This is a genomic window from Paenibacillus sp. FSL L8-0333 (assembly GCF_037965665.1).
In the GTDB taxonomy this organism is placed as follows: domain Bacteria; phylum Bacillota; class Bacilli; order Paenibacillales; family Paenibacillaceae; genus Paenibacillus_AQ; species Paenibacillus_AQ odorifer.
Window position 1 is genome coordinate 4,554,237 of the sequence record NZ_CP150186.1, and the last position, 22,741, is coordinate 4,576,977.

Annotated in this window: 16 protein-coding genes and 1 tRNA gene; 3 read left to right on the forward strand and 14 right to left on the reverse strand. The window is 44.6% G+C overall.

Annotated elements, in window-relative coordinates; translation table 11 throughout:
* Positions 1-558: 558 nt before the first annotated feature.
* From NYE72_RS20395 to NYE72_RS20420, 6 genes are all read right to left on the reverse strand, one after another.
* Positions 559-990 (reverse strand): MarR family transcriptional regulator, encoded by a 432-nt coding sequence (locus tag NYE72_RS20395; protein WP_036685713.1) that lies wholly within the window; start codon positions 988-990, stop codon positions 559-561.
* Between the two features lie 192 nt (positions 991-1,182).
* Positions 1,183-3,624, reverse strand: coding sequence for a DNA gyrase subunit A (gene gyrA / locus NYE72_RS20400; RefSeq protein ID WP_339210358.1), 2,442 nt, complete (start codon positions 3,622-3,624; stop codon positions 1,183-1,185).
* Between the two features lie 178 nt (positions 3,625-3,802).
* The gene (parE, locus tag NYE72_RS20405) at positions 3,803-5,785 is read right to left on the reverse strand and encodes a DNA topoisomerase IV subunit B (protein ID WP_036685709.1); all 1,983 of its coding nucleotides are present in this window, start codon (positions 5,783-5,785) and stop codon (positions 3,803-3,805) included.
* A gap of 169 nt (positions 5,786-5,954) precedes the next feature.
* On the reverse strand, positions 5,955-6,944 hold the full coding sequence (locus tag NYE72_RS20410) for an ABC transporter permease (protein ID WP_036685819.1): 990 nt from the start codon (positions 6,942-6,944) through the stop codon (positions 5,955-5,957).
* Positions 6,937-7,917, reverse strand: a complete 981-nt coding sequence (locus tag NYE72_RS20415; RefSeq protein WP_036685707.1) for an ABC transporter ATP-binding protein — start codon at positions 7,915-7,917, stop codon at positions 6,937-6,939. Before NYE72_RS20415 ends, NYE72_RS20410 begins: the two co-directional genes overlap by 8 nt.
* A 102-nt stretch (positions 7,918-8,019) precedes the next feature.
* Positions 8,020-8,859: a GDSL-type esterase/lipase family protein gene (locus NYE72_RS20420; RefSeq protein ID WP_339210360.1), complete on the reverse strand. Its 840-nt coding sequence runs from the start codon at positions 8,857-8,859 to the stop codon at positions 8,020-8,022.
* A gap of 239 nt (positions 8,860-9,098) precedes the next feature.
* Here NYE72_RS20420 and NYE72_RS20425 point away from each other — a divergent pair.
* Positions 9,099-9,171 (forward strand) — tRNA-Lys (locus NYE72_RS20425).
* A 133-nt stretch (positions 9,172-9,304) separates the two neighbouring features.
* On the opposite strand, the gene NYE72_RS20430 is transcribed toward NYE72_RS20425, so the two are convergent.
* Both NYE72_RS20430 and NYE72_RS20435 read right to left on the reverse strand, forming a co-directional pair.
* Positions 9,305-10,021, reverse strand: coding sequence for a CAP domain-containing protein (locus tag NYE72_RS20430; protein ID WP_036685704.1), 717 nt, complete (start codon positions 10,019-10,021; stop codon positions 9,305-9,307).
* Positions 10,022-10,325: 304 nt separating this feature from the next.
* Complete coding sequence (locus NYE72_RS20435; RefSeq protein ID WP_339210362.1) at positions 10,326-12,800, reverse strand: WG repeat-containing protein; 2,475 nt, start codon at positions 12,798-12,800, stop codon at positions 10,326-10,328.
* A gap of 298 nt (positions 12,801-13,098) precedes the next feature.
* Here NYE72_RS20435 and NYE72_RS20440 point away from each other — a divergent pair, with 298 nt between their 5' ends.
* Positions 13,099-13,251, forward strand: a complete 153-nt coding sequence (locus NYE72_RS20440) for a hypothetical protein (protein ID WP_155288159.1) — start codon at positions 13,099-13,101, stop codon at positions 13,249-13,251.
* Between the two features lie 277 nt (positions 13,252-13,528).
* Positions 13,529-13,756, forward strand: a complete 228-nt coding sequence (locus NYE72_RS20445) for a hypothetical protein (protein ID WP_143760468.1) — start codon at positions 13,529-13,531, stop codon at positions 13,754-13,756.
* 365 nt (positions 13,757-14,121) lie between these two features.
* Here NYE72_RS20445 and mglC read toward each other — a convergent pair whose 3' ends face one another.
* The 6 genes from mglC to NYE72_RS20475 form a co-directional block, all read right to left on the reverse strand.
* Positions 14,122-15,129 (reverse strand): galactose/methyl galactoside ABC transporter permease MglC, encoded by a 1,008-nt coding sequence (gene mglC, locus NYE72_RS20450; protein ID WP_036685697.1) that lies wholly within the window; start codon positions 15,127-15,129, stop codon positions 14,122-14,124.
* A 92-nt stretch (positions 15,130-15,221) separates the two neighbouring features.
* Positions 15,222-16,733: a sugar ABC transporter ATP-binding protein gene (locus NYE72_RS20455; protein WP_076141297.1), complete on the reverse strand. Its 1,512-nt coding sequence runs from the start codon at positions 16,731-16,733 to the stop codon at positions 15,222-15,224.
* Positions 16,734-16,879: 146 nt separating this feature from the next.
* Positions 16,880-17,950, reverse strand: coding sequence for a galactose ABC transporter substrate-binding protein (locus NYE72_RS20460; RefSeq protein WP_143760467.1), 1,071 nt, complete (start codon positions 17,948-17,950; stop codon positions 16,880-16,882).
* A gap of 198 nt (positions 17,951-18,148) precedes the next feature.
* Positions 18,149-19,171 carry a substrate-binding domain-containing protein gene (locus NYE72_RS20465; protein WP_038572394.1) on the reverse strand — a complete coding sequence of 341 codons (1,023 nt, stop codon included), beginning with the start codon at positions 19,169-19,171 and terminating at the stop codon, positions 18,149-18,151.
* Positions 19,168-20,997, reverse strand: a complete 1,830-nt coding sequence (locus NYE72_RS20470) for a sensor histidine kinase (RefSeq protein WP_080742537.1) — start codon at positions 20,995-20,997, stop codon at positions 19,168-19,170. The genes NYE72_RS20465 and NYE72_RS20470 overlap by 4 nt, the downstream gene beginning before the upstream one ends.
* 2 nt (positions 20,998-20,999) lie before the next feature.
* Positions 21,000-22,652, reverse strand: a complete 1,653-nt coding sequence (locus NYE72_RS20475) for a response regulator (protein ID WP_076297412.1) — start codon at positions 22,650-22,652, stop codon at positions 21,000-21,002.
* Between the last annotated feature and the right edge of the window lie 89 nt (positions 22,653-22,741).

A 22,741-nucleotide genomic window follows, 5' to 3' on the forward strand; every position in this document is an offset into this window, starting at 1 on the left:
AATTATTCCAGCCGGGCATTGAACATCCCTTTGAGATTAAACATCCTTTCGAGATTAAACATTCCTTCCACCTTCCAGCCTGAACTTAGCTAACGGTCAACCGCTCTGTTTAGCAGTGGATCAGCGGTGGATCAGTAGTGGAACAGCAGTGGTTCAGCAGTGGTTCAGCAGTGGTTCAGCAGTGGATCCTAGATGGAATCTGAAATGAAAAGTAAGATAACTGCATTCTATACACTTATTCCGAATAAAAAAGCAGTAGATCGGATTTTAAGTGTACTTTTTACAATTAAAAATCAGGGAAACTGCAAAAAGAGAAGTAAATCAAGAAAATAGTTGTATAAAATACAGTTATATTTCATCAATCGAGTAATTAGCAAACAATAGCTGTACAAAATACAACTAAATGCATCTAGATTCATCTAGGTGCCTCTAATTGCTCTAAAACACTCTAAATGCTTCTACATACTCTAAATACTTCTAACACTCTAAATGCTTCTACATCCTCTAAATGCTTCTACATACTCTAAATGCACTAGTGATACAGCAAAGCTATTTGCTTCAAGGTGTAGAACCCTCCGGTGTAGTTGTAACAACCATTTTGCCCATTAAGTAGAGCAGTAACTGTTGGTTATGAGAGGAGATCGGATCAAGCGCTTCCGCAAAAAAATCACTGCGGATCTTTAGACCACGTGCAGTTTCTTCCTTTCCAGTCTCCGTTATGCTCACCCATACAATCCGCCGGTCCGAAGCATCTCTTTCCCGCACAATAAGCTCATGCTTCTCCATCCGATCAAGTAACATCGTAACCGCTGCAGGACTGGTCGCCAAATGTGGAGCCAGATCAGAAGGCTTCATCGCGTCGCGTTCCTGAAGCAGTTCAAGTACAGTAAGTTGGGCATCCGTCAGCGTTGGAGCAAGATTACTGTCCATATGTAATTTATAATCTTTTAAAATCTTATGCCAAATTTTACTGAATTCAGAAGCATGCACACTTATTCCTTCCTTTCCTCGCGGTTCTATCCGGTATATCTACATTTTCGCGAAACAACTTCCATTTCCTGCAAAAGAAGAAAAAATAAATCTGCCGGACCTTCAGCATAAAAAAATAAAAAACGACGCTTAGTCAACCCTCCAAAAGAGCGGACTAAACGCCGTTATAAAATCACTTGTTAATCGCTAGTTTTAATGAACTGATGGGAAAAGATTTATGATCTCATCCTTTTTCTCCACAGCTACAATCTGTTTGCCTGTAGAACGACGCTCGCCCAGCGGCGCTGATTCAGAGGAGAACGTATGGTGGGCATTCTCACGAGTAACAGCATTCAGTTCTAATGGCTCCTTGCAATAGAAAGCCCCTGCTAACCTGCTGCCATTTGGACGTATTCGTTTGCCTTCCTTGAATTCGAAGGTTGGCATTCCTTTGCCACCACGGCTTTGTGATGGATAATCCACAAGTAATGAACGTTTCGCATAACCAATATCAGAAATAGCAAGGATTTCGCCTTCATCTTCGCTGACCCAGAAGCAGGAAATCACCTCGTCGCCCTCGCGCAGCTGAATTCCTCTTACACCAGATGCAACGCGACCCATAGGGTTAACCTCATTCTCATGGAATCGGATACTCATTCCCTCACGGGTAACCAGCACAATGTCCTTGTCATTCGTACTGGAAGCCACTGTAATGATCTCATCACCCTCGGCTACCTTACAGGCCGCTACAGCTCCAGAACGGCTTGTAGAGTATTCCTTGAGCTCTGTACGCTTCACCTGACCCCGACGGGTGACGAACACAAGACTTTGCTGCGGATCATCTAGATTATTAACCGGAATCACACTAACGATTCCATCTCCTTTAGACAATCCAATGACATTCACAATCGCTGTACCAGGCTCTTTCCATTTAAACTCCGGAATCTGGTGCACAGGAAGCAAGAAGTATTGCCCCTTGCGGGTAAATACCAGCAGACTGTCACGGGTATTCACATCCAGCAGCCTGACGATATGGTCACCTTCTTTGACGCCTGAGGTATGACGCTCCCCACCTGAACGGGTGAAGGAAAGCATACCAGTCCGCTTAATATAACCATCTGCTGAAAGAGCAACTAGCACATCCTCCGCGTTGACCAGAGCTTCAAGGCTAACCTTGAGCTCCTCTACTTCGCCTTGGATCTGAGAACGGCGATCAATGCCGTATTTGTCGCGAATCTCCAGCAGTTCCTTACGGATTACAGAAACTAGCTTTTTGTCGCTTTCCAAAATGCCGCGCAGATGTGTAATCTTTGCCATCATTTCATCTAACTCTTTCTGGAGTGAAGTGATCTCCAGATTGGTCAGACGATACAATTGCAAAGTAAGGATCGAATCGGCTTGGCGTTCACTGAAGCCGAACATCCATACGAGATTGTTCTGAGCATCCTGACGGTTTTTCGACGCTTTGATCGCAGCGATAACCTCATCCAGAATGTTCAGTGCTTTAACTAAGCCCTCTAAGACATGAGCACGGTCTTCTGCGCGTTCCAGATCGAACTGGGTGCGATGAGTCACAACTTCACGCTGATGCGCGATATAAGCTTCCAGGATGGCTTTTAGACCAAGCTGCTGAGGCGCTTTGTTAACAATAGCAACCATATTGAAGTTATAGGTAATTTGAAGATCGGTTTTTTTGAGCAGATAGGCCAACACGCCTTGAGCATCAGCCTCTTTTTTGAGTTCGACTACAATCCGCAATCCCTCACGGCCGCTCTCATCACGAACCTCGGCAATGCCATCGATCTTTTTCTCCAGCCGAATATTCTCCATGGAAGTAACCAGCCGTGATTTTACAATCTGGAATGGAACTTCCGTAATCACGATTTGCTGCTTGCCGCCCCGCATATTCTCAATCTCTGTCTTGGAGCGCAGGTAAATACGGCCTTTACCTGTGCGGTAAGCATCCATGATGCCGTCTCCGCCCATGATCGTGCCGCCTGTAGGGAAATCCGGACCTTTCATAAAGGTCATAATTTCTTCCAGCTCGATATTTGGCTTCTGCATCACTGCGATACAAGCGTCAATTACTTCACGCAGATTATGTGGCGGAATTTCAGTAGCAAAACCCGCAGAAATCCCACTCGTGCCATTTACGAGCAGATTCGGATACCGGGAAGGAACCACAACAGGCTCTTTGGCGGTATTGTCAAAGTTATCTTTAAACAAGACGGTCCGCTTCTCGATATCACGCATCATCTCCATTGCAATGGGAGACAGCCGTGCTTCTGTATAACGCATTGCCGCAGCTGGGTCATCGTCCATGGAGCCCCAGTTGCCGTGACCGTCAACTAGCACATGCCCCATCTTCCAAGGCTGTGCCATACGTACCATACCATCGTAAATAGAGGAGTCACCATGTGGATGGTAATTACCCATTACATCTCCGACGGTTTTGGCTGACTTGCGGTATGGCTTGTCAGGTGTGTTGCCGGAGTCGTACATCGCGTAAAGAATCCGGCGCTGCACGGGTTTAAGTCCATCACGGACATCGGGGATTGCCCGGTCCTGAATAATATATTTGGAATACCGACCAAAGCGGTCACCGACGACCTCTTCCAGAAATGCCGGCAAAAATTGTTCTGATAAACTACTCACTTTGCTCACCTTCTGTTCCTCAAACTGCCCGTTTTAAAATAGTGTGGTGATTCTCGGGTACTTCAGGGATTTTTGGAATTCCGGGCACTATCGCTCCTACAGTTCCAAAAATCCCCTAGGTCCCATAAATCACCAAACTCTTAGAAAATCGGGATTATCGTCACTTGCAGCACTGACATTACTCTACAATTTCGGTGAAATCGACATTTTCAACAATCCAGCGTTTACGTGGATCGACTTTGTCACCCATAAGTGTTGAAACACGGCGCTCCGCCTTAGCGGCATCCTCAATCTGTACCTGAAGCAGCGTACGCGACTCTGGATTCATCGTTGTCTCCCACAGCTGATCAGGGTTCATCTCACCCAACCCTTTATAACGCTGAAGCTCGAAGTTTTTGCCGAATTCCTTTAAGTAATTTTGCAGCTCTTCATCACTCCATGCATACCTTACGGTCTCCAGCTTACCCGTTTTGCGGGTCAACTTATAAAGTGGAGGCTGAGCGATAAAGACCTTGCCTGCATCTAATAAAGGCTTCATATAACGATAGAAAAATGTCAGCAGCAACACCTGAATATGCGCTCCATCGGTATCGGCATCGGTCATAATGATAATTTTGGAATAATTGCTGTCTTCGACAGTGAAATCCGGACCAATTCCAGCACCTATCGTAGAAATAATTGCTTTATACTCGTCGTTCTTCAGGATGTCCAGCAGCTTAGCCTTCTCCGGATTCATCGGTTTACCTTTTAGCGGCAATATCGCTTGAATCTTAGAGTCACGGCCTTGCTTAGCCGAACCACCCGCGGAATCACCTTCCACGATGAACAGCTCCGTACGTGTAACGTCCTTTGATTGTGCAGGAGACAGCTTACCGCCAAGATTCGAGCTTTCGCTGCGTTTCTTGCCTGTGCGGATCTCATCGCGGGCTTTACGTGCCGCTTCCCGGGCTTTCGACGCTTGAATCGATTTCTTCAGCAGGCTCTGCGCAACTTGTGGATTTTCTTCCAAGAAACGCGCCATATTTTCAGAAACAATATAATCTACTGCACTACGGGCGGAAGCACTGCCAAGCTGATCCTTCGTCTGTCCAACAAATTCAACCTCGGACATTTTTACACTGATGACAGCCATCATGCCTTCCCGCAGATCATTACCTTCCAGGTTTTTATCCTTTTCTTTAAGCAATTGCGTGCGGCGGGCATATTCATTTAATACACGAGTGTACGCAGTTTTAAAGCCGGTCTCATGTGTGCCCCCGCTGCGAGTTGGAATGGAGTTTACGAAGGAAGCCAAGGTTTCTGTGTAGCCTCCGTTGTATTGAAGAGCTACTTCTACCTCGATATCATCCTTTTCTGCACTGAAATGAATAACATCATGGAGAACATCCTTACCTTCGTTGAGGAACTGCACAAATTGACTGGCTCCACCTTCATAAAAGAACTCATCCTGACGGTTGCTCCGCTCATCTTGCAGTGTAATACGCAGACCGGAATTCAGAAAAGCAATCTCCTGAACCCGCTCTGCCAGCGTGTCATAATTCAGAGCAATTCCATTTGGGAAGACACGAATATCTGGCTTGAAAGTAATTTTCGAACCAGTTTTATTGGTGTTACCCAAGATTTCAAGACCAGTTACAGGTTCGCCGACATGCTCTTTGCCCTTCTTGTCCACCCAGTACTCAAACCGCTGACGATGGATTTTGCCCTCACGATAAATTTCTACTTCGAGCCATTCAGACAAAGCGTTTGTGACAGAAGCCCCTACGCCATGCAAACCGCCTGATTTTTTATAACCCGATCCACCGAACTTACCGCCCGCATGCAAAATTGTAAATACAACTTGCGGTGTAGGTACCCCTGTCTTATGCATTCCAGTCGGGATCCCCCGTCCATTATCGCTAACGGTTACCGAGCCATCCTTGCGAAGCAGTATGTCAATCTTTGTACAATACTTGGCTAAATGCTCATCTACGGCATTATCTACGATTTCCCATACTAAATGATGTAGTCCTGAAGAACTCGTACTGCCGATATACATGCCAGGTCGTTTGCGTACTGCAACCAGACCCTCGAGCACTTGAATGTCGTCAGCATCGTATCCAGTACGGCCATTCTCGCCGTTATTAGAAACTTCAGCAAACATATCGATCTGTTCGAGCATTCATGCTCCTCCTTCTTTTCTCTATACTAAGAAGAAACGGCTTGGCCGTCCTTTTTGTTAAGAACGGTATCCGTTACTGCCAAAAACCTAAGGATAGAATATAACGTGAAATTATACTTTCCTATATTTCTAAGAAATGCAAACAAACGTTTTGGTCACTTTGTTCATTCTAATTCAAAATATCCCTTTTCGTAAAGACGGCGAATGAAATGATCACCGAAGCGGCTCCCCATACAGCCAGCACAGCCATGGAAAATGACAAGGACATCCCTTCAATGGGGGCGGGAGTACCAGACAAATAGCTGGTCAGTCCAAGATTTACCATAAATAAATATTTCGCTGTTGTCCAGGCAGAGGCCATATTGGTCAGTATACTACCTGCAATCAGCGCGGCCATCATAACTACTATACTCGCGGCAGTACTGCGAACAAGCACCGAGATCATGAATGCGAGCAGTGCAACCACTACGCTGACGAACCAAATCAAACCACCTTGCATAAGCATATATTTCCACTGAGGCACTGCATGTACAGTAGACATATCTAGCGAATCACCACTTATTTTAAAGCCTGTGAAAACAGGAATGTTAAAGCCTTTAAAACCAAAGGCGAGACCAGAGATAAAGTAGCTGATTGCAAATGTGGAAAGTACGATAAGCGAGACAAACATTAGCAGTGCTGTCATTTTGCTAAAAAGCACCTTCCAGCGCTTGACCGGCCTAGTCAACAGCATTTTGATAGTTCCAGTTGTCCTTTCGGCCGAGACCAAATCTGAGGCCACCGCCATAATAAGCAACGGAATAAATAATGTAACCGAATTATCCATAAATTCACGGGTAAAGGTAACCCCGCTAGGTTCATTCGGATTAACGTCATGGTGAAGATAATACTGAAGCTGTTGTACAAATATTCGCCGATAAGTCTTCCATTCCTCTGGAATCCGGTCACTTCCCAGTGAATTTTGATTATCGATAATCTGCTGCTGAATCTCAAGCCGCCAATCGGAATTAAACTTCTCCCGGCTCCGTTCGGCTGAACGCATCTGTGCATAGGTGAACATAGGCACCAGTACAATCAGAATCAGCAGTATAACATAAAACCGTTTCTTTTTTATAATCTTCAAGCACTCATTACGGATTAGCGGAAGCAAGTTACTCAACATTCTCACCCTCCGTTAGTTTCAAGAATAGCTGTTCCAGTGTCGGATTAATTTTATGCACAGCCCTCACCTCGATTTCAGCAGTAACCATTACGGCCACAATCTCGGGGATCAGATCCTGATCCATGATCGTTATTAAAGAATTGGGGCCCATCCCTGCAATAATTGAGTCATCTAATGTGACGTCTTCCAGTTTTTGAATCTGAATATCTGAACGATCAGCCAGCATTTCCCGAGCCTCAGCAAAAGGCTCCAGCTCCCAAAGTACATACGGCGAATTACGAGCGATCAGCTCATCTACCGCACCAACAGCCAATACACGCCCTTTACTAATTATCGCTACACGGTCGCAAAGAAGTTGAATTTCGCTTAGCAAATGGCTCGATACGAACACCGCCAGCCCTTCATCCGCCAGCTTGCGAATGAATTCTCGCAGCTCCTTAATACCTTTAGGGTCAAGTCCATTCGTCGGCTCGTCCAAAATAAGCAGCCGTGGACGTCCCAACAGTGCCTGCGCAATGCCTAATCGTTGTCTCATCCCAAGCGAGTATGTACTTACCTTATCATGTATCCGCTGATCTAATCGAACAATATCTACCACTTCGCTAATACGTTCATTGTCTACACCAGGCTGCATCCGGGCAAAATGCTGCAAATTCTCCCACCCGGTCAAATAGGTATATACCTCAGGATTCTCAACGATAGAGCCTACATATTGCAATGCTTTTTCCGGATTTCGGTTCACATTGTACCCACATACTGTAATCTTGCCCTCAGTAGGACGAATCAAATCCACAAGCATGCGGATCGTGGTCGTCTTCCCAGCGCCGTTAGGGCCGAGAAAGCCGAAAATCTCCCCTTTTCTCACATCGAAAGTAACATCATCTATTATCCATTTCCGTCCTATTTTTTTACGTACCCCGTCCACAGACAAGACGACTGTGCCGGAGTCTTCACTATTCGCTTTTGTCATATTTAATTTAGCTCCTTGTGACTGTCATTTTCTCGGTTTGTACTTGCTCAAAGGGCATTTACCTACATGATCTTACTGCAAAATTTAACACTCACCTATATACTACTGCACAGCCTGTATGAACCGTTCTCCGATTCGCTGATAGCCATCACCATTAGGATGAAAATGATCGGTGGATAGATACTTGTCCAAATGTCTGTTAAACAAGTCAAACGTAGGAACCAAGGTCATGTTGCTATGCTTATTAATAATATCCATTGCCGTATTATTCCACTTCGTTACCGCTTGATTGCCTGGTACCAGTAATTCTGGAATATCGCCAAAGGGATTATACAGCCCCATATAGTAAACTTGCGCATTCGGATTGATCTGTGAGATTTTATCGAGAATCTTCTCCAGTCTAGCTGCTGCTTCTGGCAGAGCGGCTAATAAAGACTCTGGAGTCAGCTCCTGCTCCGAGGTTGATGAAGTTGTGTTTCCTTGCTGCGCCCCATTATTCTCAAGAATATCCGAATCCTTAAACAGATCATTTCCTCCGACGGATAGCAAAACAACATTCGACATGCGCAAGGCATACTCCACACCATCTTCGTTCAGTTTGCTTAACAGCCCCGCAGTAGTCAACCCGTTAATCCCCATATTACCTAAAAAGTCTACGGTGACACCTTTTGCAGATAAACCAGTAACCGCACGCTTAACAAACCCTTCTCCGGTGTTATCACCAGTCCCCTTGGTAAGCGAATCCCCGAGCGCAACAATTTTGAGGAGCTTGACAGTCTCCGTCACAGGTGCGGCTGTTTGCTGAGGCAAGCTGCTCTCTGTAACCTCTCCGACCGGATAGATAATATCTTTAACCGCATAAACTAAACCAACCATCAAAACTATAGTTGTTACTATGGAAATCAAGCTGACGCTGCGCCATGTCCATTTCGAATCCTTCAAAGCTATCCCTCCGTATGCCGTTCTATTATGTATTGTTCCACAATTTACAAAGATCTTAACTATGTTACATAAACATAATTCTTCCATGCAAGTTTTGCAAATGTCTAGCAGAGAAAAAAATCCTGCTGTTACAGTGTTTTTGCCGAGTAACGAGTGTGGACTTTTTTGAAAATAAAAAAATACTGGCCTTTTAATTAATGCCATTATATAATATTTACCGTTGACTCTTTAGACATTACGGGTTATTAGCTTAGCTGGTAGAGCAGCCGACTCTTAATCGGCAGGTCGCAGGTTCGACCCCTGCATAACCCATAGAGCTAGACAGAAGAAGTAAGGACAAGTTCCTTGCTTCTTTTTTTGTTGCATTTTTGATCTTCACCACACAAAAAAAACCGCTCCCCGACTTACATCGGAGAACGATTTCTTCCTGAAGCATCTACTAGTATTATTTACCAATAAACTCTTGAACCCAGTAATTATTATCATAACCTACACCAATATAATTGAAGTTAGCATTCAAAATATTAGCGCGGTGACCTGGACTATTCATCCATGCCTTCATAACTTCTTCTGGTGTTTTTTGTCCCATTGCGATGTTCTCGCCTGCGGCTTTATAAGTGATGCCAAAGGATTTCATCATATCAAATGGTGAACCATACGTAGGTGAAGTATGTGAAAAATAGTTGTTCGAACGCATATCCGTAGCTTTTGTAGCGGCAACTTTGTGCAGGCTGTCCAATCCAGCTACAGGTGACAATCCAGCTGCTGCACGTTCTTTGTTTACCAGCGTTACGATTTGCTGAACATAGGTTCCTTTATTGCTCACAGCACCTGTTGTAGTTGTATTATCTGTCGGCTTAGTTACAGTAGTTGTGTCTGCTGGCTTTGTAACCGGTTTTGTAGTTGTAGTTGTGGTCGTGTTGTCTTTGTTTGGTACTGTTCCAGTTTGCGGCTTAGTCACCACGATTGTGCTATTCGAAAAAGGGAATCCCTCAAGATTAGCTTGTTTAAAATATTGTAATATTTGCTCATAACTTGTGCCTTTTATTGTTACTGTCGATTCATTCGATGCCGCATTTGCTTCCAATGGAAGAGAAATACTAAGTGCCATAACAGCTGCCACACTACCACCGATGATTGCTTTTAATGTCTTGTTCTTCAATCTGCCATCTCCTTTTTTCTTGCGTGTAATATATGCTTGTGCCTAGAGTGACCATCTACAAATGTTACAAAGTTGTAATTTGTTCCTCAGTCATTGTAGCATAAATCTCTCAAATGTGCGCTTCTAATTTTTTACATATAATAGTCTTGACTGTAAGATTTCTGATTCCTAGATACATTCGCTTTCTTTCGCTGTTTTCCTGCCTAAAAATACCAATTCATCTATTATTCGCGAAAGAAAGCACAAAAAAAGTCGCCCTCCCCGAAAGGACGGCAACTTCAGCAAACCTATGGATAGCTGTCAATTAATGAAACGACTGCCAGAACTCGCCCTCCGTAGAGATCAATCCCATGATCTCCGCATAAGGAATCCGGAAGGTTGGAAAACCTGCAGAATACGGAGCGATCTCATAAGGTGCGAAATACAGATACAACGCTTCATTATCCACAAAGAAGGGTTGATCCGAGGTAATTCCTTTATACGTATCCGGAAAAACATATGAATATTGTGGATCGTTCTCGATCTGTTTGCCCACAATTTTACTGAGCTTCTCCACATATCTGCTGCCCGGCTTGAACAAATCTCCCAGCTTATAGAACCTGCCGCTGCGCAAATTAATATGCGGATAGATTTTGGTAGGCATTCCATGTGCTGCTCCAAAAGGAAAACGATATCCGGTCAGCTCCAGCACCAGCAGGTTTTTACGGAAGAAAGAGACTGAAAAATCACCATTATAACTAAAGTCCTGGGAAACCCCTCCACTCCCAACGTCTTCAGCAAGGGATAGCTTGCGCAGCTTATCGTTAACCTCTCGCGAAACTTCCGCACTGGCAATCCCTTCAACGACCGGATAATACACCAGATAATCCCTGTTCGGTTTGTATTTCTTCTCCACTACGGAATAGGGAGGTCTCAGCGGAATGACTCCATTTTGGCGCCAAACCTGCTTTCCCTGCCGATCATAATAAGATGTGCGCTGATCTACAACTGCTCTTATCAAACGTCCGCTAAGGGTGAGTGTTCCTGCACCTGGAATAACTGGAGGCTGGGCTGCCTTTTTTCCACTTCTATCGATAAAATAGGTATCTTTAGCATCAAATACAGACGCCAATCCTTCCTGATAATTGTTCACGCCAAGCAGGGTGTGATTGCTCAGGACCGCTCCCGTTTCCGCATCTGCAATTACATAACGTGATCCGCGATAAGGCTGGCTGGGGAATACAGGCGTTCCTATGGCTACTCTGCCTTCACCTAGCTGCAATACTTCATAATATTTTGCCGGGATGATCATTTTCCCTTGTTTATCAATCAGCCCGTAGGCGTTGCCATAATTCTCAGCGGTATTCACCACCGCACGTCCCTCTGAAAAAGGTAAAGCAGAGGTGAATTGCGGCTGAATAGCTACAGAACCATCCGTATTTAAATAGCCATATTTACCGTTTTCAGTCGCTTGATAGGCGAGTAAACCTTCTCCCGGACTTCCTACAAAAGGATGGTTATAAGTATGCAGGATGTTCCCAGCCGGATCGATGAGCGCATACTCTCCTTCTTTGATTTTAACCAAAGCCACGCCGTTCATAAAATCATTGGCATCCACATAAATCGCGGGCAGCACCTCTTTACCTTGCGCGTCCACATATCCATATAGCGATTGGCCACCGGTTGTATTTTGTTTTGAAAATAGTGCACGCCCCTCATGTAATGAGTTCAGATAATCATACCGGGCGGACGTCACTTCTTTGCCTTTTTCATCAATAAAAGTGTACCCCTTGGCATCCGACACTACCGCGCGCTCTTCCGAAAAAGGCGCAATAAAAGAATAGATCGGCTTCACTCGTTCTCTTCCAGTGCTGTCAATGAGCCCGCTGCTATTTTTTCGCTGAACTACGGCAAGACCGTTCTTTTGAAAATCTTCAGCATATTCGTACCGAGGTTCAATCTGAACACGGCCTTCGTCATTAATATATCCCCAAAGTGTGCCCTCTTTGAGATTAAACGGCGCCGGATGCAGACCCGTGGTCCGCAGATCGTCCCCCACCCACTCCGGCAATAAGTATGGCGCCTCAAAAGGCTTATTAGAGTAATCTACACGATATAATCCCGCTTCTGCCGGAATCGTGACAAATAACTCCTCTTCCGTGCGTATGAAATCCTCATCCTGCTGAGTAATATATTCGTTCCAGCCAATGCCATCCCATTTCCATACATCCGCCTGTATCAGTCCATTGTCATTCCCTTTCCCCAGCTCATTCAACCTAATCCTTAACATCCAGTCGCTCCCCTTTAACAAAGGCATTTGCCTATAGAATATGGGAGAACGTTGGTTTATGTGCTTTTTGATCTTTGGGGCTGGGGAGAGAGGAGCTTTGGTGGGGAATCCGCAGAGGGGGTAGGCGTATTCTAGGACATTTTCGCCTCTCTTTCGTCCTCTGTATATCATTTCAGCTAATTCTGCGGGATTTTTACCTTTCATTCGCCTCACGTAGCTCGTTTCAGCCAATTCTACGGGATTTTTACCGTTCATTCGCCATACATAGCTCGTTTCAGCCAATTCTGCGGGATTTTTACCGTTCATTCGCCTCACATAGCTCGTTTCAGCCCATTCTGCGGGATTTTTACCGTTCATTCGCCTCACATAGCTCGTTTCAGCCAATTCTACGGGATTTTTACCGTTCATTCGCCACACGTAGCTCGTTTCAGCCAATTCTACGGGATTTATACCGTTCATTCGCCACACGTAGCTCGTTTCAGCCAATTCTACGGGATTTATACCGTTCATTCGCCTCACATAGCTCGTTTCAGTCAATTCTGCGGGATTTATACCGTTCTTTCGTCCCACATAGCTCGGTTCAGCCAATTCTACGGGATTTATACCGTTCTTTCGCCCCACGTAGCTCGTTTCAGCCAATTCTACGGGATTTTTACCGTTCTATCGTCCCACATAGCTCATTTCAGCCAATCCTACGGGATTTATACCGTTCTTTAGCCTCATGGTGCTTCTGTTCTGTTACTAATATTAGTTTGTTGATATTGTTGGGGAGCTATGATGAATATGATGTGTTTTCGTGGTGCTCCTGATGGCGATGGTCGTGTTATTGCTGCTGATATTGATTTGTGGGCGTGATTGCTGTGTTCATGCTGATAATATTGAGTGGAGTGTGATAGCCGTATTTGTGTTGATGACATTAATTGGTGATGGTAATGATGCTGTAGATGTTCCGTGGCGGTGAAGGTGCAACTATTGGGTCGAGTAAATCCTATTGGTGGAATATTAGATTTGATGGAGCAAGGGTGGCAATGTTGATTGAAGTTTGTGGTGGTAAATAATGTTGATGTTGATGTTGATGTTGATGTTAGTGTTGCTGGCGCTGTTTAGTTGTGGTTACATTTTCGCGGGTAGTTTTTGTGGTGTGTTTGTTTCATGTTGGTAGTAGCCATTGTTGATCTGTGTGTTGGTGGTGACGACGCTATTTGGTCGTGGTCGCATCTTAGTGGGTAGTTTTGGTGTTGTGTGTAGTTGGTAGTACTGTAGTTAGTGGTGTTTTGGTTGACAGTGCTGTGGTTGGCAGTACCGTAGTTAGTAGTACTTTAGTTAGCAGCGCTGTAGTTAGCAGTGCTGCTAGTGGCATTATTGGTGTAGTTGGCATTATTGGTGTAATTGATATTATTGGCGTAGTTGATGGTGGTGCCAATGGTACTAGTGGGAGCGGAAGTGGTTTATCCCCAACTAATTAAACCAGTTTTTGTGGGTAGTTTTTCATACATAGTTATGGTGGGTAGTTTTCGTGCTCGTGCGTAGTTTTTCTATGCGAGGAGCAAGGGGGCGACGTTAAGTACTTGTGAATTGGTACTTGTGAATTGGTACTTGTGAATTGGTACTTGTGAAATTGTACTTTTAAATTGCTTTTTATGAATCGGTACTTTTAAATTACATCTTATGAATTGGTACTTTAAATTGGTTCATATGAATTGCATCTTATGAATTGCTTCTTATGAATTGCTTCTTATGAATTGCTTAATCTCAGCAAGCGAAATGGACAAACCAAAAAGCGTTTGCCATAAATAGCAAACGCTATGATCACCATACATCCAACACGCAACTATTTCTTCGAAGAATACTTCCGCATATCAAACGCGACGGCGGCAATGATGATTAGACCTTTGATAATCAACTGATAGTAAGGGCTGATGCCAATGAAGGTCAGGCCGTAGTTGATTAAGGTAAAGATAATAACACCGACCAGGACACCTGGCACCGTTCCGATACCACCGGTTGTAGACACCCCGCCCACTACACAAGCAGCAATCGCATCAAGCTCATACATGTTCCCGTAGTTATTGGTTGCGCCACCTGTTCTTGCAGCCTCTAGCACACCCGCCAGACCATAAAGGGCTCCAGCAATGGCATAGATATAGATCAAGTTCTTGGAAACATCGATGCCAGATACTTTAGCTGCCTGTATGTTACCGCCGATAGCGTACATGTTCTTACCCAGCTTGGTTTTATTGAACACCACCCATACGATGGCGGCGACACCCAAGGCTATCAGCACAATATACGGGATTGAATATTGCCCCTTGCCAATAAACCCGGAACCGATTGTAGTGAAATCTGGACGCAGACCGCCAATCGGCTGCGATTGGTTCGGATCCATGTCAAAGTACAAGGAATTCAAGCCGTAGACGATAACCATCGTACCCAGTGTTGCGATAAACGGCGGGACATTCAGCTTGGAGACGACAATACCATTGACGAGTCCGCAGAGAAGACCAGCGATGATAGCTATAAGGATCGGAAGCCACACTTGCACCTGCGGCAGATCAGGAAAAAACCGCCGGGAATAATCCGGAATTTGCAGCATCGAAGCAGAGATTACCGCCGTAAAACCAACCACACGTCCAGCAGACAAGTCCGTCCCAGCTGTGATAAGGATGAAGGCAACACCAAGCGCGATGATAATCCGTGTTGACGATTGAATAAGAATGTCCCGTAAAGTATTTACAGAGATAAAGGCCGGCTCATATAAGGCAATACCCATAATCAGAATTACCAAGACAATATAAATGGCATTTTGAGTAATAAAAGATTGGGCTCTTTTAGCGTTCATTAGTAGTGTTCCTCCTTAAAGTTACGCGAAGAGTAATTCTCTTCGTAAACCAATCTAGTTTCGCCCAGCAAAACTATCATTGAAATCCTATCCTAATGCTGTGCAGCGAGCCGCATAACTTCGGTTTCCGTAGCTTGCCCGCCTTCTAGTATTCCGGTAAGCTTACCTTCCGACATGACCATTACACGGTCAGACATTCCGAGCAGCTCCGGCATTTCTGAGGAGATCATAATGATGCTTTTCCCTTGCTGCGCCAAGTCGGCAATAATCGAATAAATCTCGAATTTAGCCCCTACGTCGATACCGCGAGTCGGCTCGTCCAGAAGCAGGATTTCGGGCTCGGTTAGAAGCCATCTGGCGAGCAGCACCTTTTGCTGATTACCACCAGAAAGATTCATGATCAGCGTTTTGGTTGTTGGAGTTTTGGTCCGTAATTTTTCAATCATTTTATCGACTTCTTCTTTTTTCTTTTTTCCATCTAGTAAAAGTAGTAGTTTCTGGTATCGATGCAGATTAGCGATTGCGCCATTTTCATGAACAGACAAGACTGGAAAAATACCAGTGACACGCCGTTCCTCGGTAAGCAAGGCCATTCCGTGTTTCTTAGCATCCTTGGGAGATTGGATATGAATGCGCTTACCATCGATAGAAATCGTCCCCGATTTAATAGCCCGCAGGCCGAATAATGCTTCAATAACCTCTGTTCTCTGAGCGCCTACCAGACCACCAATCCCTAAAACCTCACCTCGTCTTAATTCAAAAGAAACATCTTTAAACGATCTTTCCTCAGGGGAGGTTAATCCTTCCACTTTCATATATACTTCGCCAGGCACGTTAAAGCGTTCTGGGAATCGATTGGTCAAGTCGCGGCCGACCATTTTGGAAATGATAAGATCTGTAGTCAATTCCGCCGCTGGCCAGGTTCCGATTTTTTTACCGTCCCGCATAATGGTAACCTCGTCAGAAATTTCGAGAATCTCTTCCATTTTGTGAGATATATAAATAATAGCTACGCCTCTACTCCTAAGATCCCGTATGATCCGAAATAAATGCTCCACCTCCACACTGGTCAGGGAGGAAGTAGGTTCATCCATTACAATAACGCGGGAGTGAAAAGAGACAGCCTTCGCAATTTCAATGGATTGGATTTTGGATACAGACAGCTTACCCACTAATGTCTCGGGATTCAGATCGATATCCAGATCTTTAAACAAATTCTCCGTGTCAGTGTACATTTTCTTATGGTCAATAAACTGAAAAGGTCCAATCCCTTTGGTTGGGAAACGTCCTAACCAGATATTCTCCATCACACTTCGGAACGGCACGGGATGCAGCTCCTGGTGAATCATGGATATCCCATTTTTCAAAGCGTCATTTGAGCTTCCGATAGAGGTCTTCTCACCCTCCAAAAAAATCTCACCGGCATCCGGTGAATAAATACCAAAGAGACATTTCATTAAAGTGGACTTACCCGCACCATTCTCGCCCATAAGGGCATGCACCGAACCTGGTCTGACCTTTAAACTAACTGCATCCAGCGCTTTGACGCCGGGGAATTCTTTAGTAATGTCATTCATTTCTAGCAAAAACTCAGCTTTTTCCATGTTGTTACGCCCCCTACGCTTTTTTCTTTTTTCATGAGAGGCACAGCGGTTTCATCCTGTTCCCTGCCTGAAAGAAATCCGAGGAGCGAATATCCGCTCCCCGTTGCTGCTATATGATCATGAATTCCATCTAGATTAGAGCGTTATTATTTGGCGTCATCGATATTATCTTTGGTGATCTTTTTATAGGAAATCCACACGTATTGGTTGTCTGTGATATCAAAGCCTACGTTATCTTTTGTAGGTGTTTCTCCTTTAGCAAGCAGAGCAGCAACTGTGATCGCAGCTTTACCTTGGTTGTTCGCATCATTCAGCACGGTACCAAGCATCGTTCCATCTTGCAGCGCTTGAATCGCAGGAGCAGTAGCATCTACACCTACTACCGGCATAAATTTATCACCCGTGAAGTAACCTGAAGCTTTCAGAGCTTCGATTGAACCGAGAGCCATATCGTCGTTGTTCGCAAGCACAGCTTCAATTTTGTCGCCATGGGAGCCAAGGAAGGCTGCCATTTTTTCTTGCCCTTTTACGCGGTCCCACATCGCAGTATCTTCAGCCAGCTTTTCTACCTTGATGCCGGCATCTTCAATTGCTTGGATGGAGTACGTAGTACGAAGCTCAGCGTCTTGGTGCCCCGGTTCGCCTTTTAGCATTACGTATTGGAGGACACCGTCGCCGTTTTTATCCGCTTCAGGATGTGCCTTCCAGTAGTCCACGATCAGTTGACCGGACATAGTTCCGGATTCTTCCGCTTTAGCGCCTACATAATAAACCTTATCCCATTTCTTCATATCTTCTGGCAGCGGCTCGCGGTTCAGGAAGACCACCGGAATATTTGCCGCTTTTGCTTTTTCGATAATAACGCCAGCCGCAGTACGGTCAACCGGATTGATCAGCATGCCTTTATATTTTTTGGTGATGAACAAGTCAACTTTGTCATTTTGTGTGGGTTGAGAATTTTGGCTATCTACGATATCTACAGTAGCAATGCCTTTGGCAGCAGTGTCGATTGCGTTACGAACACCCGTCATGAAGGTATCGTCAAATTTGTAAATGGCTACCCCTACTTTTGGCGTTTCAGTGGAAGAACCCGCATTTTCAGTTTTTGGAGCATTGGTAGCTTTACCACTGTCTGCATTATTGTTGCTATTGCCACAGCCTGCCAGAGCTGCACCCAGTATTGCGCTTGCTAAAAGAACGGAAGTGATTTTTTTCATTATTCATTGACCTCCTGTTTATACTTCTTTTTTTTGGTTTAACCCCGAATTCTCTCGGGCACATCCATATTATGCCTTAGGTGAAAACGGTTTCGAATATAAAATCCTACTCACTTTTATAAAAATTCTACTGAACCCAAAAAACGAATACCTCCCATTTTAAGGATGGCATTCGTCTTTTCAAAAATAACCCGTCCACTATCTGACGAAGGGAAATAACAATTTTTGATTCTCAGGCCACAGCATATTGTCCAAATCAATGAGTTTAGTGCCCGTATCGACACGTTCAGGAACATCCATTCCTTCGATTACCTCAACGGCATGTTTTACGGCTAAATACCCGTTACTAAAAGGATTTTGGATTACGGTCGCTTGAACCGTCCCCTCCTGCAGCAACTCCATCATTGACGGGGAGCTGTCGAACGCAACCATTTTAATATTATGCAGCCCTCGGCTCTGGATAGCTTTTGCCGCCCCTTGTGAAGCTGTCTCATTCAAGCTGGCGATCCCGCGAAGATTTGGATGTTTCAGCAGCATTAACCGTGTCAGCTCTTCAGCATCACTAATACTCGAAGTGGTATAAGAAATCTCTACTACCTGTATGTTCGGATATCGGGCAGCGTAATTTAAAAATCCCTTTTCCCGTTCCTCTGCATCTCTTGCACCATATTCAATGCCGTTTGAAGACTCCTGCTCCGCCCCCAAAGATGAATTTGTGAAGTTAATGATGCCGACCTCCCCGTATCCATTTAGCAGTTGAATGAGTCTTTCTGCAGACTTTTGTCCCGCTTCATAGCCGTTTGAACCCACATAGGCTCTTACTCTGGCCGAACCGACTTCTGCATCCACAGACAATACGGGAATCTTGGAATATGCCGCCCGATCGACCACTTGTGCAAGTCCCATGTAGCTGCTGGCAGCTAAAATAATAACGTCCGCTTTTTCTTTAATGGAGTCCTCAACCATTCTGACCTGTTCCGCAATATCACTCTCCGCATTCGGAGCTTTGAACGTTAATTTCACATTAAATTCCTGTGCCGCGGCTTCTGCACCCAATCTAACTGTATTCCAATAGTCGCCTTTGTTCATTTTCACAATAAGATGAATATTGCGGGTTTTGTTCGTATTGATATAATTAGGTGCCGAATTAAAACAAGACGTGATCGTGGTCCATAACACCACACATACCAGCAGGGTTAGCCAAAAACGAACGATTTTCATACCGATGTCTCATCCTCCTCATGTCCAGGATTGCCCTCGCCTGCTGCGAGTGCCGGGAAGATAAGAGTAACCGTAGTGCCTTCTTCAATTTCACTTTCAAAAGAAAGACCATAATCACGCCCATAATACAGCTCAATACGCTCGTTAACATTTCTAACGCCTACCCCGGAGCCATGCATACTCTTACTGCCGCCAGTTAAAAGAACCTTCATAGTCTCCTCGGACATACCCAGTCCATTATCACGAATGCGGATGATGACAAGATCATCCTTCAGCTCCGCTTGGATCGAAATAAAACCTTCATCAGGCATCATTTCAATCCCGTGATACAGGGCATTCTCCACAATAGGTTGTAAAATTAGCTTAATAGTCTGACACTGCAGCACTTCATCCTGAGCCTCGATCTCGTAGCGGAACTTATTTTTGAACCGAAAGCTCTGAATCACAAGGTAATGACGAACATGATCAAGCTCTTCCTGCACGGTAATCATATTATTCCCTTTACTAAGGCTAATCCGGAAAAACTTCGATAAGGACTGAATCATCGTGACTACCTCCTCAGTCTTGCCGCGTTCAGCGAGCCGGATCACAGAATTCAGGGTATTGTACAGAAAGTGCGGATTGATCTGGGATTGCAGCACTTCAAGCTCACCTTTACGTTTGGTTTCCTGTTCATAAATAATCTGATCCATCAGTTGGCGGATACGTTGCAGCATAAGGTTAAACCGTTTGGACAGCTGTTCCACCTCATACGCCCCGCTGACATCTATTCGAGTGTTGAGATCCCCTTCGCCCACCTGCTGAAGCGTCCGTTCCAGCTTGCGGATAGGGCGGGCAATACGTGCAGACAAAAAGACGGATACAATAATTACGCATAAAATGACTACCGCTAAAAACCAGGATAAAAAAGTGTTTAGATCACGTTTGGTGGTTACAATCTCATCGTAATAAGCCACGCCCACGATCTTCCAGCCTGTCTGTTCCAGTGTCCTTACGGTGATAAAACGTTTTTCACCCGTAGACTCATCCAAATAGCTACGAAAAGCATATTCCAGTACTGGCTCCACATTCTCATATTTTAAACCAGCGTAAATCAGCTGCTGCTGGGGATGGTACACAATATTTCCTAGCTGATCGAGGATGTAAGCGTATCCTCTTTTGCCAAGCTTAACCTGCTTGCTCAGCTCATCAATGGTTCGAAAGTTAAAATCCATCAGCAGGATGCCGGTTTTTAAGACTCCGTTCTCCTTATATTGAATTAATTTGCTGATAGACACGACCCAGATATATTGACCTTTGAATAAATTCTGAATATGAGGTGCGGAATAGGAGAGCTCTGATGTTCTTTGCGCCGTCGTAAACCAGCTCTGAGTCTCCAGCTGTGTGTTGCTGCGCAGCTTCTGACCGGGTGTACCCACGACATATTTCCCCTGTGGTGTAAAAACAGCCGCCGAGACCAGATCCTCTCTGCTCCCCATTAACATAGCCATTCTTTCCGTCAATAAAGCGGAATCCACGGAAGGGCTATTCGTAATCTGCTCCTCCGCTGTCTCAAAAATATTGCGCATTCCCTTAACATAAAGACCCAGATTGTAATTCACTTGCTCAATGATCTGCTGCATATTCATATTGGCATTCTCTTCTGCGGTCTTGGCAAACTTGTTGTACAGCATAAGGCTGACAACGACAGCTACCAGCACGGCAACAGATGTAAAAGTGAGTGTAATCGTAACTTGAATGCTTCGGAGCTTGGAGGACAACCGACGTTTTCCGCCTTTGGGATGCTGCGGTCTTAGATGAAAGGAATAAGGTTTATCCTTCAGCATCTTTACCCTCCTCTGGAGCTGTTTTTATACTCTTTAGGAGATTGGCCATATTTTTTGCGGAAACAAAAGCTGAAATAGTTAGGATCGGCAAAACCTATTTTTTCTGCGATTTCAAAAGCTTTCAGCTCCGTGGACCGCAAAAGTTCCTTGGCTGCTTCTAACCTAATTTGCAAAAGATAACTAACGAACGTCATTTTCATTTCCTTCTTAAAAATACTGCTAAAATAACCGGTACTTATATGTAAATGCTGACAAACCTTGCCGATGGAAATATCAGATTCAACATAGTGGCTGCGTATATATTCTTTAGCTTCATCAATAAGCAGCTTATAGGAAGATTGACGTTCTAATGCAATCGTATCCATTAAACCGCTACAGACTGCAATAATCCATTGCTTGGCTTCGGCCATACTATTAAATTTATTGATGGCAGTTAGCGACGAAATGCCAGAACCAATATACTTTGCAGCCTCACTGCCGGATTCTTTAGCCACTCGCAGGATAGATGTAAAAATCTCCAGCAAAAAAATCTGATAATCCTGTGTAGACACCTGCTCTGCGTCAAGACCAGCAAATAACTCCTCAACAACCTCTTTAAGTTCTTGCACCGTACCTAGTTTAATCGTCCGGATTAAGGATTGCTGGGTTAGTTCATCATAGGTTAGCAGTGTGCTGGAACGTGACTCAACGTCCTCAATCCAGATCACCCGGTTATTGCCGAGAATAAGCCGATAATCTAATGCCTGCATGGCATCCCCAAATGAATTAAATAACAAAGCAGGCGATGAACAGACCGTTCCGGAGCCTGCCGTTACCGTCAGCTTCAGAAAACGCTGTACGTTCTGGCGGATTTCTTCAAGAAGCTCAAAAGTCTTTCCAGTGATATCAGTTTCTTCCCCTTCTTCATGGATTGTGAGCAATACGACCTCATCACGATGAATAAACACCCTTCCAAAACCATGCTTCGAGCATATTTCTTCAGCAATATTCAGCACAGCGAATAGCTGCAAATTCTTTTCACCAGTGTCTCGTAAAGAAATTTGCCTGCCTGCTGCACCCCCAGCCGATTCCCGCTCAGGACGAATATAATCCACACTAATTACCGAAGCCTGAAACCACCGTCCCGTTAATTTTATGCCATATTCAGAGCTCTTCTCAGCAATTTCATCCGTACGCAGTCTACGCGAAATAAGGGACGATAAAAATTGCTCCCTTAACACAGGCAGACTTTTCCGGTAATGCTCACTGAGTACAAATACATTTTCCTTTTCTGCAATTTCAGCCTCAATAGTGACCCTAACCTTAAGCAGTACATCAATTAATTCCTGCGAAGAGAACGGTTTCAAAATATACTCGTCAATTTGCAATTTTATCGCCTTCTGAGCATATTCAAATTCATCATACCCAGTCAAAATGATAATCTTAGTGTTAGGATGATGACTACGAATCCATTCAGCCAGCTGAAGTCCATTCATAAAAGGCATTTGGATATCGGTAACTACCACATCCGGCAGCAAACGGTCTATGGCATCCGCAGCTTCCCGTCCATTCTCCGCCTGCTCAACAATCTCAAATCCGTAACGCTCCCAGTCAATCTGCCCGATAACGCCTTCCCTAACGTCTTCTTCATCTTCAGCAAGAACTAGCTTATACATGTCTCATCCCTCTTTGGAAACGTTTTAGATGTCATAAATTTTATTGTATATGATTCAAACCAATCCATCTATGGTTAAGTTATTTAAAT